This window comes from Clostridium tyrobutyricum DSM 2637 = ATCC 25755 = JCM 11008, assembly GCF_000359585.1.
GTDB classification, from domain to species: Bacteria; Bacillota; Clostridia; order Clostridiales; family Clostridiaceae; genus Clostridium_B; species Clostridium_B tyrobutyricum.
Window position 1 is genome coordinate 40,767 of the sequence record NZ_APMH01000009.1, and the last position, 17,192, is coordinate 57,958.

Annotated in this window: 18 protein-coding genes, 1 pseudogene and 2 riboswitches; of the genes and pseudogenes, 11 read left to right on the forward strand and 8 right to left on the reverse strand. The window is 32.8% G+C overall.

Going from position 1 to position 17,192, the window contains the following annotated elements; translation table 11 throughout:
• Positions 1–64 precede the first annotated feature (64 nt).
• Positions 65–487, forward strand: a complete 423-nt coding sequence (locus J418_RS0105640) for a hypothetical protein (protein WP_017895027.1) — start codon at positions 65–67, stop codon at positions 485–487.
• 152 nt (positions 488–639) lie between these two features.
• On the forward strand, positions 640–804 hold the full coding sequence (locus J418_RS16570) for a hypothetical protein (RefSeq protein ID WP_017895028.1): 165 nt from the start codon (positions 640–642) through the stop codon (positions 802–804).
• Positions 805–868: 64 nt separating this feature from the next.
• On the opposite strand, the gene J418_RS16045 is transcribed toward J418_RS16570, so the two are convergent.
• On the reverse strand, positions 869–1,039 hold the full coding sequence (locus tag J418_RS16045) for an aspartyl-phosphate phosphatase Spo0E family protein (protein ID WP_017752083.1): 171 nt from the start codon (positions 1,037–1,039) through the stop codon (positions 869–871).
• Between the two features lie 188 nt (positions 1,040–1,227).
• Positions 1,228–2,106 carry a DMT family transporter gene (locus tag J418_RS0105655; RefSeq protein WP_017895029.1) on the reverse strand — a complete coding sequence of 293 codons (879 nt, stop codon included), beginning with the start codon at positions 2,104–2,106 and terminating at the stop codon, positions 1,228–1,230.
• 143 nt (positions 2,107–2,249) lie between these two features.
• Between J418_RS0105655 and J418_RS0105660 the strand changes: the two are divergent.
• Both J418_RS0105660 and ade read left to right on the forward strand, forming a co-directional pair.
• A pseudogene (locus J418_RS0105660) lies at positions 2,250–2,747 on the forward strand (transposase); the annotation flags it as partial.
• A riboswitch (purine riboswitch) is annotated at positions 2,744–2,841 on the forward strand. (Overlaps the previous pseudogene by 4 nt.)
• A 66-nt stretch (positions 2,842–2,907) precedes the next feature.
• A complete protein-coding gene (gene ade, locus J418_RS0105665) occupies positions 2,908–4,608 on the forward strand; it encodes an adenine deaminase (protein WP_017895031.1) in 1,701 nt (566 codons plus the stop codon).
• 187 nt (positions 4,609–4,795) lie between these two features.
• Here ade and J418_RS0105670 read toward each other — a convergent pair whose 3' ends face one another.
• Positions 4,796–5,617: an HAD family hydrolase gene (locus tag J418_RS0105670; RefSeq protein WP_017752074.1), complete on the reverse strand. Its 822-nt coding sequence runs from the start codon at positions 5,615–5,617 to the stop codon at positions 4,796–4,798.
• Between the two features lie 269 nt (positions 5,618–5,886).
• Here J418_RS0105670 and J418_RS0105675 point away from each other — a divergent pair, with 269 nt between their 5' ends.
• Both J418_RS0105675 and J418_RS0105680 read left to right on the forward strand, forming a co-directional pair.
• The gene (locus J418_RS0105675) at positions 5,887–6,342 is read left to right on the forward strand and encodes a DUF134 domain-containing protein (RefSeq protein WP_017752073.1); all 456 of its coding nucleotides are present in this window, start codon (positions 5,887–5,889) and stop codon (positions 6,340–6,342) included.
• Positions 6,343–6,459: 117 nt separating this feature from the next.
• Positions 6,460–6,804 (forward strand): NifB/NifX family molybdenum-iron cluster-binding protein, encoded by a 345-nt coding sequence (locus tag J418_RS0105680; protein ID WP_017752072.1) that lies wholly within the window; start codon positions 6,460–6,462, stop codon positions 6,802–6,804.
• Positions 6,805–6,895: 91 nt separating this feature from the next.
• On the opposite strand, the gene J418_RS0105685 is transcribed toward J418_RS0105680, so the two are convergent.
• Entirely contained in the window at positions 6,896–9,337 is a 2,442-nt protein-coding gene (locus J418_RS0105685) for a CoA-disulfide reductase (protein WP_017895032.1), read from the reverse strand.
• Between the two features lie 47 nt (positions 9,338–9,384).
• Positions 9,385–9,660 (reverse strand): ArsR/SmtB family transcription factor, encoded by a 276-nt coding sequence (locus J418_RS0105690; RefSeq protein ID WP_017752070.1) that lies wholly within the window; start codon positions 9,658–9,660, stop codon positions 9,385–9,387.
• 162 nt (positions 9,661–9,822) lie between these two features.
• On the opposite strand from J418_RS0105690, the gene J418_RS0105695 reads away from it, so the two are divergent.
• Together J418_RS0105695 and J418_RS0105700 are read left to right on the forward strand one after the other, a co-directional pair.
• The gene (locus tag J418_RS0105695; protein WP_017895033.1) at positions 9,823–11,079 is read left to right on the forward strand and encodes an oligosaccharide flippase family protein; all 1,257 of its coding nucleotides are present in this window, start codon (positions 9,823–9,825) and stop codon (positions 11,077–11,079) included.
• Between the two features lie 101 nt (positions 11,080–11,180).
• Positions 11,181–11,750 (forward strand): DNA-3-methyladenine glycosylase I, encoded by a 570-nt coding sequence (locus tag J418_RS0105700; RefSeq protein WP_017895034.1) that lies wholly within the window; start codon positions 11,181–11,183, stop codon positions 11,748–11,750.
• Between the two features lie 188 nt (positions 11,751–11,938).
• On the opposite strand, the gene J418_RS0105710 is transcribed toward J418_RS0105700, so the two are convergent.
• Together J418_RS0105710 and J418_RS17050 are read right to left on the reverse strand one after the other, a co-directional pair.
• Entirely contained in the window at positions 11,939–12,142 is a 204-nt protein-coding gene (locus tag J418_RS0105710; RefSeq protein WP_017895036.1) for a helix-turn-helix domain-containing protein, read from the reverse strand.
• A gap of 11 nt (positions 12,143–12,153) precedes the next feature.
• Positions 12,154–12,495 (reverse strand): DUF2975 domain-containing protein, encoded by a 342-nt coding sequence (locus J418_RS17050; RefSeq protein WP_080662437.1) that lies wholly within the window; start codon positions 12,493–12,495, stop codon positions 12,154–12,156.
• Between the two features lie 379 nt (positions 12,496–12,874).
• Between J418_RS17050 and J418_RS0105720 the strand changes: the two genes are divergently transcribed.
• Together J418_RS0105720 and J418_RS0105725 are read left to right on the forward strand one after the other, a co-directional pair.
• Positions 12,875–13,468 (forward strand): cupin domain-containing protein, encoded by a 594-nt coding sequence (locus J418_RS0105720; RefSeq protein WP_017752063.1) that lies wholly within the window; start codon positions 12,875–12,877, stop codon positions 13,466–13,468.
• 302 nt (positions 13,469–13,770) lie between these two features.
• The gene (locus tag J418_RS0105725) at positions 13,771–14,016 is read left to right on the forward strand and encodes a methyl-accepting chemotaxis protein (RefSeq protein WP_217812942.1); all 246 of its coding nucleotides are present in this window, start codon (positions 13,771–13,773) and stop codon (positions 14,014–14,016) included.
• 98 nt (positions 14,017–14,114) lie between these two features.
• On the opposite strand, the gene J418_RS0105730 is transcribed toward J418_RS0105725, so the two are convergent.
• Entirely contained in the window at positions 14,115–15,482 is a 1,368-nt protein-coding gene (locus tag J418_RS0105730) for an amino acid permease (protein ID WP_017895039.1), read from the reverse strand.
• A 564-nt stretch (positions 15,483–16,046) separates the two neighbouring features.
• On the opposite strand from J418_RS0105730, the gene J418_RS0105740 reads away from it, so the two are divergent.
• Entirely contained in the window at positions 16,047–16,433 is a 387-nt protein-coding gene (locus J418_RS0105740; RefSeq protein ID WP_017752058.1) for a hypothetical protein, read from the forward strand.
• Between the two features lie 445 nt (positions 16,434–16,878).
• Positions 16,879–16,983, forward strand: a riboswitch (SAM riboswitch).
• The last annotated feature ends 209 nt before the right edge of the window (positions 16,984–17,192 follow it).

The following is a 17,192-nucleotide window of genomic DNA, read 5'->3' on the forward strand; positions in this document are numbered from 1 at the left end:
AGATATAATTGTACTATATTAGTTAATAGACGAACTTAATTCCATCTAAGGGAGGATGACAATTATGATAGGAAATAAAACTAAAATTGTAATTCCAGTATGTGTTTTATTAGTTATTTTAATAGCATTTTCAGTGAAACATTTTAATATGTCAAGTGGTAGTGGAAATTTTAATATTACTAGATCCATTGAACTCAACACTAAAAATAGTATGAGGATGTACTATCATAGTTTTAGTGGCAATAAATATACCTTAATGAACCTTAGAAAGGGAGATAAACTGGTTTTAAATGTATCGGTAACCACTAAACAGGGAGATTTGAAAGTAAGCCTGGACAATGGAAATAATAAAGAATTGTTCAGTACTGAAAATCCCCAAAAAACCGTTACTAAAACAATTAATATAAATGAAACTGACAATTACAAGCTGCAGGTTTCAGGAAAACATAAGGGTAGTTTTTATGTTAAATGGAGAGTAGAAAGTTAGATATTGTTATTTTCATATTAATCAAATCAACGAGAAATAAAAAATACTTAAAAAAGACAGTAGCCGATAATGATACTTTTATTGGTAAATTGGAGTCATGCTTATACATTGCAATTGTTTAAAAGAAAAATATTATGATTATGGAGAAATTATTGGAGTTTGCCAAGGAACGCGGCGATAAAATAAAAAAAGTGAGCAATAAGACATTGGCCCTGCCTTTCGATTTGATTCGTATAGAAAATATCATATCCAAAAGTGACATTGATGAGAATAGATTGGTATCACAGGGTATACAGAGAATAAGTAATAAATATTAAAGAATTAACCACAATAAATTCTTTATAATAGATAAAAGCCAGACATTGACTATTGTAAGTCTGGCTATTTACAGGGCCTATATGAATGATTAGCTTTTGTATATTCATTTAACATCATATCTAATTTTTGGCTTTCGGCAACTATTTTGGCACTAGTTAAGTTTCCTATTTGTTTTATATATTGTTCCAGTAAAGATCTTTGTTTATCTATTTGTTTAATCATAAATTTTCTCATAATAATCTCCTTTTATTTTTACACTTAAGATACTATACCACATAAGGGTTGCATTGTAAATACAAAAATAGCAATAAATTCAATAATATCCTTTTCATAGATAAAATATATCATTTTATTTGTGAAAATTATCGATTAAAGCTATTATTTTAATATTTATTAAATGAGGTTTATGAAATTGATAGAAACTATTTGCTAAGCTTGATTAAATTCAGCTCAGATATAATCGTTCCAACTAATATCAAAGAACATCCAATGACTTTACTGAAAGTTAATATCTCAACAGTTCCATTTGAACCGGGAATTATTAGAGCAAACAATAATCCGAATACTGGTTCAAGTGTGAATATCAACGCTGTATGAGTAGGTGATGTGAATTTCTGTACGAATGTTTGTCCTGTAAATGCCAGAGCAGTTCCCAATACCCCTGTTACAAATAAAGTAATAAATATATTGTAACTAAATATTATATGTTTAGATCCTGTAAAAATCCATATAATACTGCAAATAATACTGGAAAATGCAATTTGAACTATTCCTATAAGAATAGGGTCTTGATTTTTTACAAATCTATCTATAAATATTATTTGAAAAGCAACGCATATAGCACATAATAATGTGAGAAATTCTCCAAATGTAAACTTGAAGTTTAATCCTCCTGATAAAAAGAACATTCCCAAGAATGCCAGTATAACTCCTATAACTGATGACAAGCTTGTCTTTCTCTTAAAAAATATAGCAAGAAAAATAGGAACCATCAATACATTTAAGCTGGTTATAAATGATGAATTGGATGCTGTGGTAAAATTAAGACCTAACACCTGAAACACCAATGATCCAGATAACATTAATCCTATTAGACATCCATATTTTATAATTTCTAAATTTAAGAATTTAATTCTTTTATGAAAGATTAGCAATAGTACTATAGTTGCTGTTATAAATCTCAATGATAAGAATTGAAATGTTGACATTGAATCCAGTACATTTTTCATTAGAATAAAAGTGGATCCCCATACTATTGTTATACATAAAAGCAGTATATCTGACTTGAATTTTCTAGACATAAATTGTGTATCCTTTCCTAAAGAAGTAATATTTTGTTCCTTACAAGTATATATTTTACTCCTAATGATTTACAATAATCAACACATGAGCATTGAATTACATGTTATATATTGATATAATTTAAAATGGAAAAAATGTAGTCGTAGACTGTGATCAAACTGGATTAATTGCAAATGGCAAAACTTTTGAATTAGCTCAAAAAGGTTATTTCTCAAAACGCAAAAACCAAAGTGGATATCAACTAGCTATCACATTTACTGGTGAACACTCTGAAACAGTAGCAATGGCTCTAGATTCAGGGAGTATTCATTGTACTGACCACTATGATGATTTATTAAAATCTATAATCTCTAAGTACAATGAACAAATTCATAACGGTAATTTAATATTAAGGACTGACAGTGGTTTTGGCTCAGCAAAAAATGTTAAAAAATTACTATCCATCACTAATTTAAAATTTGTTACTAAAGGGTATTCCTCAGTTAAAGCTAAAAGTTTGGCAAAGAACATATTATACTCTGAATATGATAAAGCCGATGAGGCTGCATGGGTTTATGAACTTCCCCAAATCAATAAAGTTAGATACATCAAAATGAAATCTCCTGTTGACAAAGAACCCCCATATAGTATAATTATATAAAAATTAAACACATTACTTGTATAAGCTCATAATGAGGTTGAGCGTTTCTACCAGCTGCCGTAAACAGTTGATTATAAGTATGCTTAGAAATTGGCATAATATAATTGACTTTCGGGAGTTGTTTTTTATACCTTTTTCTAGTGTGGAGAGGAGAAAGTCAATGAAAAATAGAACGAGAAAACAAATGGCTGCGATTGGAAAGGAAAAAGCAGATATAGTATTAAAGGGAGGAAATGTAGTCAATGTATTTACGGAGGAGATCATTAAAGAGGATGTGGCAATTGTAGAAGATACTATTGTAGGTGTGGGCGATTATGAAGGAAAAAGGGAGATTGACTGCACTGGAAAATATATTGTACCTGGATTTATTGATGCACACATGCATATTGAATCAACCATGGTAATGCCAAATGAACTGGCGAAATCAATTCTCAAATGGGGTACAACTACCCTGATTGCAGATCCTCATGAAATAGTCAATGTAAAAGGTGAAAAAGCACTGGATTTTTTACTGGATGCAGCGGAGAATGTGCCACTTAACATATATATAATGATACCTTCATCTGTACCGGCTACAAAATTTGATACAAATGGAGCAGGAAAATTCCTTGCAAAGGATATGAGAAAATATAGAGAACATCCAGGAGTTCTAGGTCTTGGGGAAGTCATGTGTTTTCGTGATGTAATAGAGAACAAAGTGGAGATAATGGACAAAATTGATCTGTTTGAAGACAAAATTATAGATGGACATGCACCTGGAATACTGGGAAAAGAAATACAGGCGTATCGTATGGCAGGAGTTGATAATGATCATGAATGTACCAACTTCAGTGAAGTAGTGGAGAAAATGAGAGCGGGATTTCATATCTTGATTAGAGAGGGCAGTGGAGCTAAAAATTTAGGGACCATTGTACAGGGGCTTATCCGTAATAATCTCCCTCTTGAACAATGCATGTTTTGTACCGATGACAAGCATCTGGATGATATTGCAAGAGAAGGGCATATCAGTTTTAATGTGAAAAAGGCCATAAGCCTTGGAGTTCCACCTGTTAAAGCAGTTAAAATGGCAACTTATTATCCAGCAGGATTTTATGGGCTCAAAAATCATGGAGCTATTGCCGCAGGATATATGGCGGACATAGCAGTTTTAAAAGATCTGAATCAGGTAAACATTGATTTTGTTCTAAAATCCGGCAATATTGTAGATAATGATTATCTGTCTCTTTTCAAGTATAAAATAAAGGACAGGGAAATGCTGAACACTGTTGTTTTCAACCCTTTAAATGAAGACAGACTGATATTGAAGAGGAAAGAGAAAAATCACGTAATGGAAATTGTAAAAGAACAATTGACAACGGAGCATCTTTTTGAAGAAATTCCAGGCAGTGGAGATGTTTTCGTACCCAATAGGGAATACAATAAACTCTGTGTGATAGAGAGATATGGAAAAACCGGCAATATTGGAGTAGCTCCATTAAAAGGATTTGGAATGGAAAATGGTGCACTTGCAACTACGGTATCCCATGATTCACACAACATAATAGCTGCCGGTGACAATGACAGGGATATTATAACTGCTGTGAATTATTTGAAAGAACTGCAGGGAGGATATGTAATTGCATCAGAAGGAAAAGTAATTGCAAGCCTTCCTCTTCCAATTGGGGGCCTTATCAGCAATTTATCAGCAGGTGAGGTACAGAAAAAAACTAAAATAATGATTGATATTGCCAAAAATATGGGGGTAGATGAAGGGATTGATCCATTTATAACACTTTCTTTTATGGCACTTCCCGTTATTCCAGAGATTCGTCTTACGGATAAGGGACTAGTTGATGTGAAAAAATTCAAGTTTATAGATTAAGGTAAATTTATTTATTTTTTGCCCATTGATGGCAGAACAATCAATAATACACCCCTTGTATAGTATATAAAAATGAGTCAAGCTATAGGCAATCTCCCGCAAGAACCTTACCAGTCTTGTTCATGTTTTGTTCTTACGGATCTGCCTTTTATCAGTTTTATAGATGCTTTCGGCTTGCAGAGCATTCCTATTTTAATATGTATTTTTCAATTCCTTTTGCAACACCGTCTTTGGTATTTGAGTCTGTAATAAAGTGAGCTGTTTTTCTGATCTTTTTATCGGCATTTTCCATGGCAAAAGACCATTTTGCCCATTTGAGCATCTCTATATCATTATCCGCATCCCCAAAAACCATTACTTCCTCATTGGAAATATCAAGATCAAGGCAGAGTCTTTTAAGAGCATATGCCTTGTTTACACCTTTTAAAGTGATTTCTATATTCCCAGGAAGAGAAGAAGTAATGTGTATATCCTCACTGATTTTTAAAGTATCATAAACTTGTCCACAATTCTCCTCTGGAGTAAACAATACATTGATTTTCTCAATGGGCTTATTTACAAGATAATTTTCCAAATTATCCACTGCTGTTAAATGGCTTTTTAATTCATTGGTAAAGTCTTCTTTTATATATGGACTTTTATAGCTGGATAATAAGTTCTGTTCCAGATAGCTTTTTCCGTTGTAGTATATTTCAGGAATACAGTTGTTTTGTTTTAAATAGATGTAAATGGGATGCCAAAGTTTAAAAGGCATTTCTCTCAACGGAATCAGTTTCCTGGAATTTATGTCATATGCTGATGCACCATTGGACAGAACAGCATAATTGGTTACAGGTACTTGCCCTGCTATGTTTGACATAACCCCCCAGGTTCTCCCGGTAGCTATTGCAAATAGCACTCCTTTTTCAGATGCATGGGTTATGGCATCAATATTTTGTTTGGATACGGTTAAGTGATCACCTTGCAGTAAGGTTCCATCCAGATCTGTTGCTATTAATTTTATGGACATAAAAATTTCCTCCTTAAAATACCGGAATTTATTGCTAGTGGGCTGTTGTTTAAATATTTGGCGTTGTCTATATATAATATACTATTCTCAAAGGGAATTGCCAAATATGGTATTTCCTAAATTTTTGAAAAACATTTTCATACAGGATAGTTTGTTTTTTTGAATCTTCATATAATATTGACTTGATTAGCCATTTACTTTACGATATTTAATATAAATTACTTGAAAAGATATAGTTTGCAATTATTAGGTATACGGGAGGATAGATTATGCCAAGGCCAGTTAAATATAGGAAAATAGAAAGACTACCCCGATATACATATTTTGTACCAGTGGGTAGAAGAAAATGTGAAATTGAGGATATAATAATAAAAGTCGAGGAGCTTGAGGCAGTAAGACTCAAGGACATTGAAAAATTGAATCAAGAAGAATGTGCTAAAAAGATGCAAGTATCAAGGCAAACCTTTCAAAATATAATTGATAGTGCAAGGAAAAAGATTGCAACTGCTATTGTAGAAGGAAAAGCAATAAATATAAATGGTGGAAATTATACTAGAAATGTTTGTAATTTTAAGTGTATGGACTGTGGGAATGTATATGAAATAAAATATGAAGAAGATAGAAATATTTGTCCAGTATGCGGTTCCAGGCAAGTTTTATGCAATAAGAAAAGTGTTTTTTGTAATAAGATGTGTAATAAATCATTTAAAAATGGACATAAATAAGGTTTTATTATTGGCATTTGACAATAATAGAATATCCATTATATAATGTAATTGGCATATGCTAATAAAAACTTAATAAGTATTACTTATTAAGTGAAATCAAGGAGAATGAATAATATGAAAATAGCAATACCTAATAATGAAGATATGGTGAATCAACATTTTGGAAAAAGTAAGAGCTTTATTATTGCCACAATAGAAGATAAAAAAATTACACAAATTGAAAAAATATCTTCCGAAGATCTTGCACATCAGCATCAGGGGCTGGCAGATTTACTTGTAAAGCATGGAACTGATGTAGTTATAACTGGAGGTATAGGAGGAGGGGCCCTTTTAGGTTTACAGAATAATGGGCTTAAGGTAATAAAAGGAGCATCAGGGGAATATATAAAGGTTATTGAAGAATACATCAATGGAAATTTAAAAGATAAAAATGTAGTTTGCAATCATCATCAAGAATAAGGCAAATAGTTATACTCAAATACTTTCAGGCTGTTGACAAAATATGTTTATCAACAGCCTTGTAATTTTCTATTGGCTTTTTACGGCTGATTTATATAAATAGATTTACATTGGAATCTTCAGCTTCACCTAAATAGTAGCCAACCCCCCCTATTTTGATGCCGTCCATGAGTTCTTCTTTTTTAAGGCCCATAACGTCCATTGACATTTGACAAGCTACTATCTGTATACCGTTGTCCAAAGCTGATTTGATCAGTTCCTCAAGAGATGTTATGTTTTTATCTTTCATAACCCTTCTTATCATTTTAGTACCAATACCCATCATGTTCATTTTGGACAGCTTTAATTTTTTACTTCCCCTTGGCATAATAAATCCGAACAGGGAATCCATAAAGCTCTTTTTTACAGGCACTTTTTCATTTTTCCTTAAAATATTCAATCCCCAGAATGTAAAGAACATAGTGACTTTTTTACCCATTGATACAGCTCCGTTTGCTATGATGAAGGAAGCTATAGCCTTGTCTAAATCTCCGCTGAATACTACCAGGGTTTTATTGTCCCCCATAGATGAAATGTTTTTTACAGGATTTTTTATTCCATCTTTATTATTTTGTTTTTTTTTAATAAGAGCAGTGATATTGCTTTTATCTTTGTTTAAATCAATGAGTTCATTGCATGTTCTTCTGCACCATGCATTTATATCTTCGTAGAAACCTGGGTCGGAGGCAGTCACTTTTAGGATCTGTCCCTCTGCCAAATCATCCATACTTGCTTTAACCTGCATAAGCGGCCCGGGACAGCAAAGCCCGCAGGCATCAAGAGTTTTGTCGTAATTTAATTTATCTAAAGCTATTTCGGATTTTAAGGTTTGTGTATCATGAATTTCAGGGGTAAAGTTTAAAAGGGATAAACTTTTGTATCCACCGGTTATGTTTTTGACTCTATATCCGTGCTGGGAAAGTATTCTTGCTGCAATATATCCTCTTAGCCCAACTTGACAGTATGCAATGATCTCCTTGTTTTTATCCAATTCTTCAAGTCTTTCTCTTAAATTGTCTACAGGTATATTTACAGCTCCTTCAAGATGACCATTGTTAAATTCTATCTCTGAACGTACATCCAGTAGAGTAGTATTTTCTCTATTATAATCCAAAAATTCCATTGGAGTGATAACATCCACTTTACCTGAAAGAACATTTTCAGCTGCAAAACCCGCCATGTTCACAGGATCTTTTGCTGAGGAAAATGGGGGTGCGTAGCATAATTCCAGTTCCGTCAAATCTGATACCGAGCCACCAAGCCTCATTGTTGCAGCGATAACGTCAATCCTTTTATCAACACCGTCATATCCTATAGCCTGAGCACCCAGGATTTTACCGGATTCATTGAATATAAGCTTTATGGACAGGGGAAGGGCAGCTGGATAATATGATGCATGGGAAGCCGGATGAATGTATATAACTTTGTACGGTATATTAAGTCCCTTTAAAGTTCGTTCATTATTTCCCGTGCTTGCGGCAGTTAGACCGAAAACTTTGATTATTGCAGTGCCCTGGGTACCCTTATATGTTGAATTTAACTCTGCTATGTTGTCTGCAGCTATCCTTCCCTGTTTATTTGCCGGTCCAGCCAGTGGTACTGCAGTATTTTGCCCGTTGACCAGATCAACTACCTCAACAGCATCTCCAACGGCATAGATATTTTCAACATTTGTTTTCATTTTACCGTCAACTAATATATGACCTTTTGTTCCAAGTTTTATTCCACTGTTTTTTATGAAACCAGTATTTGGGGTTACCCCAATGGATAGTATAGCTAGGTCGGCGGTGATTTTTGCATTGCTGTTTAAGGTGATTTCGATACTATCATCACTATCTTTAAAGGATTTTACTCCGTCATTTAATATTAAATTTATGCCATTTTCTACAAGTTCTTTTTCAGCCATAACTGCCATGTCTGAATCAAAAGGTGCCAAAATGTGTGGTGCGGCATCGACTAAAGTAACCTGCAATCCTCTTTCTTTCAGATTTTCAGCCATTTCAACGCCTACGTATCCTGCGCCAATTACCACGGCACTGCTTACTCCTTTTTTATCAATGGATGATTTTATATTATCCGTGTCTGGTATATTTCTTAAAGTAAAAATTTTATTGCTGTTTATACCCTTAATTTTTGGCCTGATGGCTTTTGCACCAGGGGACAATAATAGATAATCATAATTTTCTTCATATGCCTTTCCAGTTTTGTTTTTTACTTTTACTATTTTTTTGTTTACATCAACATCCGTAATTTCACTGTTTACCCTTACATCTATATTGAACCTGTCGTGCATGCTTTCAGGTGTCTGAACCAGGAGCCTTTGCCTTTCTTTGATTGTTTCGCCTATATAATAGGGCAGGCCGCAGTTTGCGAAAGATATATACTCATCTTTTTCAAATATTATTATTTGGGCATTTTCATCCAGCCTTCTCAGCCTTGCAGCTGCAGATGCTCCTCCTGCAACTCCGCCTACCACCAATATTTTTTTACTCATAAGAACTCCTCCTATTTAAATAATTTTAAATTGAATTTCACAAAAGATTAAAATAAAACTTGAATCAGTCTGACTACCATGGGGTTGCAAACTTTATAATTGATTTCAAGCCCATTTCGGGTGCCTTTTATGATTCCAGCTGTCCTCAATTTCTGAATATGCTGTGACAGGGTGGATTGTGGTATCTCAAGACAATCCTGCATATAGCTTACATTACATTGCCCCTTTTCCAGCAGCCCCCTGACTATGCAGAGCCTGACAGGATGTGCCAGTACTTTTAGGATTTCAGCTTTTTCAGTATAGTCTTTAAAATTTTTATTCATAATTGTACCTCTTTCGAAAGATATTTATATATCGATATATTTATATATTACGATATAAGGATATATTAGTCAATAATTTATTAAAAACTCTCCAAGTCAATATGTTATAATTAGTGAAACTGGTTGGAAAAATAATCATGTTGAAATTAGGAGGACATCATTATGGAAGAAAGAGCTATAATCAAAAAAGCACTGAAAAAAGGAATTCTTCAAATATTCAGTGCCACTTTTTTTAATAAAATAATACAATTCGGCATAATGATGTTTTTAACGAGAGTACTGGAAAAAAGCCTGTATGGAAAACTTTCATATGCACAGACTATATTAAACATATTTTTGGTCTTGGATGGACTTGGAATGGCATCAAGTTCCCTGCAATACGGCAGTATGCAAAAAATGGAGGACAAAAAACTTTCCTATTTCAAATATTCAGTTAAAATAGGAAGTATATTTAATGCCTTAATTGCCCTGGCTATAATAATATACACTAGATTTTTCGTGCTTCCAGTTAAAGGCAGTACGGAAATACTCTTTTATTTCGCCCTCATACCAATTATGACAATATTCTTCAATGAAATTCAAATGCTTTTAAGAGCCGAATTCAAGAATACGCAGTATTCAATTCTAACAGTTGTAAATACAGCCCTGTACTTTATAGGAAATGTGACACTGGGGAAATATTTCAGTATAAAGGGGATAGTTGCAGGGAGGTACATAGCCTACATTGTATCCATTGTCGTTGGTATATATATGATAAGAAACCAATTGAAGAAGTTTAGAATAATAAAATATCCTGAAACTGGTGAAAAAAAGGATTTTCTCAAGTATTCAATAGTAACCTGTTTTACAAATGCAACTTCCCAGCTGTTGATTATGCTGGACAGCTTTTTTGTAGGCTTGCTTATTCCAAACAGTTCCGTGGTAGCTTCTTACACTGTTTCAGCTGTGATCCCAACTAATTTGACATTTATTCCTATAGCCATAATGACTTTTGTGTACCCTTATTTCGCCAGGCATTGGAATGATAAAAAGTGGATTAAGGACCAATATAGTATTTTTATAAAATATTTATTTATCTTGAATATGGCAATAACACTTGTCCTTGTAATATTTGCTCCCTATATTGTAGAGATAGTATTCACTAAACAGTATTCAGATGCAGTTACAAATTTTAGAATACTTTCAATAGGTTATTTTATAGCAGGTACATTCAAAATACCTGCAGGCAATACACTGGCAAGCATGAAATTTGTAAAAGCTAATTTTTACAATTCGGCAATAACGGGAGTAATTTATATAATACTCAATGTTGTTTTGATAAGTAAATTCGGTTCCATAGGAGCCTCAATTTCTACAGTGTTGATTTATGGGTTGTCTTCTATAATGTTCAGTGTATATATTAGGAAGGTTTTAAAATAGTTTTTCAATTAAAACATGACATACAGTTGTTATGCTGTATAAAGTATAATAGAAACTGTAGATGAATAATTATTTATTAAAAATTATAAGGGGGATTTTTCATGGATGCCTGTTTATGGCCTGGAAAAAGTTTAATCATGCAGCAGTATCATGACAATGAGTGGTGCGTGCCAAGTCATGATGATTCATACATATTTGAAATGCTTACACTTGAGGGTGCTCAAGCTGGATTGTCCTGGAATATCGTACTTTCCAAAAGAGAAGAATACAAAAAAGCTTTCCATAATTTTGATATAACCTATTGTTCAAAGTTAAGCGATGGTGAAATAGAAAATATCAGAGAAGAGTTCAATGTTATTAAAAATTTGTTGAAACTTAAATCTGTAAGAAACAATGCCATGGAGATTATTAAAATACGATTGGAATTTGGCAGCTTTTCCAATTTCTTATGGAATTACGTTGACTTCAAACCTGTGATAAACAACTGGAAATTGGATAGCGAAGCACCTGCAAAGAATGATTTGTCTGAAAAAATCAGCAGGGACTTGAAAAAACGAAATTTTAAATTTGTGGGACCGGTTATTATCTATTCATTTATGCAGGCAATCGGAATGGTAGACGACCACATAATTACATGCCCTTGCCATTCAAAAAATATAAATGTGAGGTAGTTTATGAAAATCCATATGTTGAATTCCATCCTTCATTAAGAATAAAGAGAATACAAGGAACTAATAATATTTTTGAGATGACAATTACAATGAGTATTAGAGTAACATGGCAGTATATAGATGACGGAATATTACTCAGAAATATAGGTAAACATGATAAAACATAATTAATTATCTAAGGTTTTGTTTCATTCTTTGTATTCTAATATATCACCAGGTTGACATTCCAATTCACGACAAATTGCTTCAAGCGTAGAAAATCGTATAGCCTTTGCCTTGTTATTTTTTAGTATAGATAAGTTTGCATTGGTAATTCCAACCCTTCTGGCCAATTCTGAAAGGGACATTTTCCTTTTCGCCATCATCACATCTAAATTTACTATAATTGCCATAGTATCCTCCGTCATATAGTTAAGTCATTCTCATTTTTAATTTTAACTGCTGTTTTAAATATGTTTGCAAGAATTAAAACAAATAATCCCAGTAAAATAAAGATCAAACATTCTGAATCTGTGATTAAGCCATCTTTATTAAAATTATAAGTAAAAATATGTGACTTGAACTTCAACCAATCTTTAGTAAAAACGTAAGCTGAAATTATAAACAGATATGCAGATATTTTCTGCATTCTTTTTATATTTTCTGTTGTAAAGGGGGTTTTGCAAATTAAAGTACTATTAATCTTAATTAGTTCATGGCATATTGCAAGGGCGCAGCAATAGGCAACAATAGAGAAGATTAACATTGGTATCAATGGTTTATCGGAGAAAATATTAGGAAATGTAAAATAGGAGCTGGTATAAAAGTTGTAGAATTTATTCTTTTAAGAAATGTGAATGAACTAAATTTTATTGAAGCAAAATCAAGCTCACCAAGACCTACAAAACAGAATGTCATAGATACACCTCTTCAGTATGCAATGGTAAGCCAAAATAATGTTGAAATTTAACTAACTAGTCTTATAATAATTTAAACTTATAGGACAGGTAATTATCTAAAGGGCTATATAATATTACCAATACATTCACTGCTATAATGAGGAATTGTAATTAGGATAGTGTAATCACATTTCAAAAATATGAAACATATTATAATTTTGTAGGAATATAAAAGAAAGGAACAATATGTATAGAAAATATCCGTATTATTATAATTTTTATCCATATCCATGTTTGCCTGTCATTCCAGTATATTATCCAAATTATTTAGGGCGCTCCAGTAATCAGTATACATCGTACAATAATGAAGCTGATTATGATTCAAAATTTGATTTTTCAAGATTATCAGATGATGATGCTCCAATACAGTTGATTGATTACGGACCGCAGCCTTTTGTAGTTGATATTGATAAAGCTACTAAGCAAAATAATAATTTTCGTACTGCTTTATGGACAGGCAGTCATTTGCAGCTTACTTTGATGAGCATAAATCCCGGCGATGACATTGGTTTGGAAATGCATCCAAATGTTGATCAGTTTATACGTGTTGAAGAGGGCAACGGAATTGTAAGGATGGGAAATTCAAGGAATAATCTTGATTTTGAAGAAAAGGTAGAAGATGATTTTGCAATAATTATACCTGCTGGTAAATGGCATAATGTTATCAATACAGGGAATAAACCACTTAAAGTATACTCTATTTATGCACCACCAAATCATCCACATAGTACAGTTCATGTGACTAAAGAGGATGCTGAGGCTGCTGAAGATGGGCATTAGTGATTAAAAATAAACTAATGGTGTTATAATGTATGTCAGCAAGGATACTAATGGCTCAGTTAATTGCAGGATGTTGACAGCATCCTGTTTTTATTTTCTGTATTCTTTATTTACATCATAACACAATTATAATTCAAAATAATATTTTTATAGATATAAATTTTTTTGAAAGATATATTAAGTATGGTATACTTTAAAAGTAAAAATTCCTTTTAATTTGCAATTAAAGCAATCATTAGACAATCCTTAAAAAATCATCCATGGATCCAGTCTGCATACCATTTTCCATGACATTTTTTACAATGTTTCTAAGATGTTTTTTCTTCAATAATTCATCTATAAAAATAGATCATGAAAAAGAAGATATATATAATAAGATTGAATCAATAATAGCTGTTGCTGAAGAAGTATCTGCATCTTCCCAGGAAATTGCAGCATCATCTGAAGAAATGGACAGATCTTCAAAGAGTGTTGAAGAAACTGCCAATACATTGGAGAATATGACAAATGATATGATAGCTCATATCAATAAATTTAAGTTGCAATAATAATCTAAATAAAGCAAAAAGGTCTGTTTAAATAGATTTTAAGGCAGACTTTTTTACTTTATTTCCAATCCTTGTTTTGTTCATCTAGAATATAGTTTCTATACTTTTGAATCAGTTCTCTTGTTTATTCCAAAAGCAAAATAACCGACGGTAATTATTACACAGAACACAGCTCCAATCAATAATGGCATCTGAGTTTGTCTGTTGATACACATGCCTATTAAGACCATACAGAGATATCCCACTACAATATAGTTGGCATAGGGGAAAAGCTTGGATTTAAAAGGATGGTCTGCCATTTCCTCTGCATGTTCTTTTCGAAATTTTATTTGACTTATGCACAAAACAACCCAGGGAATCATACCTGGCAGAACACTGGCACTGTAGATATAAACAAATAATTTGGAATTTGGATAGATATAGTTTAGACCCACAGCAATTAGCAAACAAGCCAAAGTTATTTTAATACCGTTGGCAGGTACTCCTTCTTTGTTTAATCTGCCAAAAAATTTAGGTGCCTGACCATTTTCTGACAAGGTATAGAGCATACGGCCACAGCTGTAAATCCCGCTGTTACACCCGGACATTGCGGCTGTAAGCACTACGAAATTGATGATTCCAGCAGCAGCGGAGATACCAATCTTTGCAAATGTCAGCACAAAGGGACTGCCAAGAGCACTTATTTGATTCCATGGATAAATTGTTACTATTACAAATATGGCACCAATGTAGAAAATCAATATACGCCAAATAATATTTTCAGTTGCTTTTCTCAATGTGTTCTTGGGATCCTGTGCTTCACCGGCAGTGATGCCGATAAGTTCCACACCCTGATAAGATGCTGTTACCATACACAAGGCGAACAGCCAGCCCTTCCATCCACCGGCAAAGAAACCGCCGTGTGCCGTAAGGTTTTTTAAACCAATAGGTATACCATGATTCCCAAATCCGAAGAAAATCAATCCAAATCCCACTATGAGCATAACTATAATGGTGACAATCTTAATCAATGAAAACCAAAATTCAAATTCACCATAGAACTTGACTGATGCCATATTGACAGCAGCTAGAATAGCTACCCCGATTAAAGCTGGAATCCATGAGGGAAGTGCTGGAAACCAATAATTCATATAAATTCCAATGGCGGTAACCTCCGACATATCTATGGCAAGCCACATGAACCAATAACACCAGGCTGTCATATAGCCAGCCCAGGGGGATATGTATTTCTTGGCATAGTTTGCAAAGGAGCCTGTCAATGGTTCTAGATAAAGCATTTCCCCCATGACTCTCATAACTATGTACATGGCAATTCCAGCTACTGCATAAGCCAGCATTACCGATGGCCCCGCCAACTTGATGGTGTTGGCAGATCCCATGAACAGGCCTACGCCAATTGTACCGCCTAAAGCAATCAGTTCAATATGACGTGCTTTTAGGCCTCGTGTTAAACTTTTTTCTTCCACTTAAAAAAGCCCCTTTCAAAAATGTATATTAATGGATTAGTTTTTACTGTACAGACATTTGTCTGTTATTGTACAAACAATATGTTACCATAATTTTATGGATTTGTGATTTTTATCACAATTTTTTAATTTTTGAATTTTAATATATGCAGCTATATCATAAGTTTTGATCTGGCTGCTAATATACGTTGCAATATATACTTGCTATTGATATACTTTAATAAAAGTAAGAATTTACTGTAAATTACAATATTAACAATTATACTGCATAATTGTGTGAAGGGATTGAAAATTGAAAATGAAAGAAATAACTAAAGTTGCACCGCAATATCCTGTTTATAAAGTCATATTGGAGATTATTAGCGGAGTGGCAATAGTAGTAAGTATTGGTCTGTTATTGAAATATTATAGTATCCTTCCTGATATCATACCAATACATCACGGATATTAAAAAATATAGAAGGGAAATATTCTTCGGTATATTCAATAGAAAAATCAATAAATTTAAAGTTGAAAATATTTGACAATTCATTTATAATTAAACTACTCTAGGAGGTCGGAAAAATGTTAGATAAAAATGATATTGAAGTTATAAAGGAGTTATTGAAAGGTGCTTTGCAAACTGAATTACAGCCGATAAAAGACGATATAAAGGCACTTAAAGCCGGGCAAAATAGACATTCCTTACTACTTGAAAACATGGATAAAAAGCTTAATACAGTAATAGAGGGTCAACAATCACAAGCCGAACAAATTGACCGCCATTTTACAAGATTAGATGGCAATATAAAAGATGATAACAGTTTAATCAAATCAGTATTAAAGAATGTCTCCAGTGATGTAAAGGACATAAAAGAAACTACCGGCCGACTTGATGAAGAAAACAAGAAATTAGGTGTTGTTACTGGTCAAAACTGTGTTGAAATTGAGTACTTAAAGAAACTGAAATAAAGAGCTGTAAAAGGGTTCTTATTTTTTTGCTTAGTAGCTTGTTGAATAATTAAATATATAGTTTATGACTTAAAATTTTATGCGGTAGCATCAACGGCACAAATCCTTACGGATGGATCAATGAGTTCAATAAATATGGAATAGATAGCATAGTATATATGTTTCTCGAGGGCTGCCCCCCTTAAAGAAAAGGTGGAATAATTTAATGATATAATCATAATCAAGTCATCCTTTATTGATATTTTTTGGCTTTTTAGCGAGAACATTATATCATAAAGTGATGACTTATTTAAGTTTACAATTATTGTTATTCAACAAGCTAATAATATTAAAAACAAATAAATTACTCATAATGTGCTTTAAAATAATTTTGTAATGAATATAGAAAATTTATATTGACAAAGCATTTTAAAAGTTATATTATATATGTAATTTAATATTATAATTCTTATCGAGAGAGATGGAGGGACTGGCCCTATGATGTCCGGCAACCTGAATTATTTATATTCAATGGTGCTAATTCCAGCAGAGGTAATCTGAAAGATGAGAAACACAAAGATATATCTTCCTTTGGTTTCTCTATAGGAAGTTTTTTATTGCACAAATTTAATATTTTAGTTGGCTAACTAGAAAAACTAGAGGTCAAGTTTCAATTGAGCTAGAAAATATTTTTGATGAATTTTCTGGATATATTGAAACTTGGCTTTTTTACTGCTTATTACCAAATTGGAAAAAAGTGATAAATTTATATAAAAAGGA

Coding starts and splice junctions, on each gene's coding strand:
- J418_RS0105640 (WP_017895027.1), top strand. CDS start 65: ATGATAGGAAATAAAACTAAAATTGTAATTCCAGTATGTGTTTTATTA.
- J418_RS16045 (WP_017752083.1), bottom strand. CDS start 1,039: ATGAGAAAATTTATGATTAAACAAATAGATAAACAAAGATCTTTACTG.
- J418_RS0105655 (WP_017895029.1), bottom strand. CDS start 2,106: ATGTCTAGAAAATTCAAGTCAGATATACTGCTTTTATGTATAACAATA.
- ade (WP_017895031.1), top strand. CDS start 2,908: ATGAAAAATAGAACGAGAAAACAAATGGCTGCGATTGGAAAGGAAAAA.
- J418_RS0105670 (WP_017752074.1), bottom strand. CDS start 5,617: ATGTCCATAAAATTAATAGCAACAGATCTGGATGGAACCTTACTGCAA.
- J418_RS0105675 (WP_017752073.1), top strand. CDS start 5,887: ATGCCAAGGCCAGTTAAATATAGGAAAATAGAAAGACTACCCCGATAT.
- J418_RS0105680 (WP_017752072.1), top strand. CDS start 6,460: ATGAAAATAGCAATACCTAATAATGAAGATATGGTGAATCAACATTTT.
- J418_RS0105685 (WP_017895032.1), bottom strand. CDS start 9,337: ATGAGTAAAAAAATATTGGTGGTAGGCGGAGTTGCAGGAGGAGCATCT.
- J418_RS0105690 (WP_017752070.1), bottom strand. CDS start 9,660: ATGAATAAAAATTTTAAAGACTATACTGAAAAAGCTGAAATCCTAAAA.
- J418_RS0105695 (WP_017895033.1), top strand. CDS start 9,823: ATGGAAGAAAGAGCTATAATCAAAAAAGCACTGAAAAAAGGAATTCTT.
- J418_RS0105700 (WP_017895034.1), top strand. CDS start 11,181: ATGGATGCCTGTTTATGGCCTGGAAAAAGTTTAATCATGCAGCAGTAT.
- J418_RS0105710 (WP_017895036.1), bottom strand. CDS start 12,142: ATGGCAATTATAGTAAATTTAGATGTGATGATGGCGAAAAGGAAAATG.
- J418_RS17050 (WP_080662437.1), bottom strand. CDS start 12,495: ATGTTAATCTTCTCTATTGTTGCCTATTGCTGCGCCCTTGCAATATGC.
- J418_RS0105720 (WP_017752063.1), top strand. CDS start 12,875: ATGTATAGAAAATATCCGTATTATTATAATTTTTATCCATATCCATGT.
- J418_RS0105725 (WP_217812942.1), top strand. CDS start 13,771: ATGTTTCTAAGATGTTTTTTCTTCAATAATTCATCTATAAAAATAGAT.
- J418_RS0105740 (WP_017752058.1), top strand. CDS start 16,047: ATGTTAGATAAAAATGATATTGAAGTTATAAAGGAGTTATTGAAAGGT.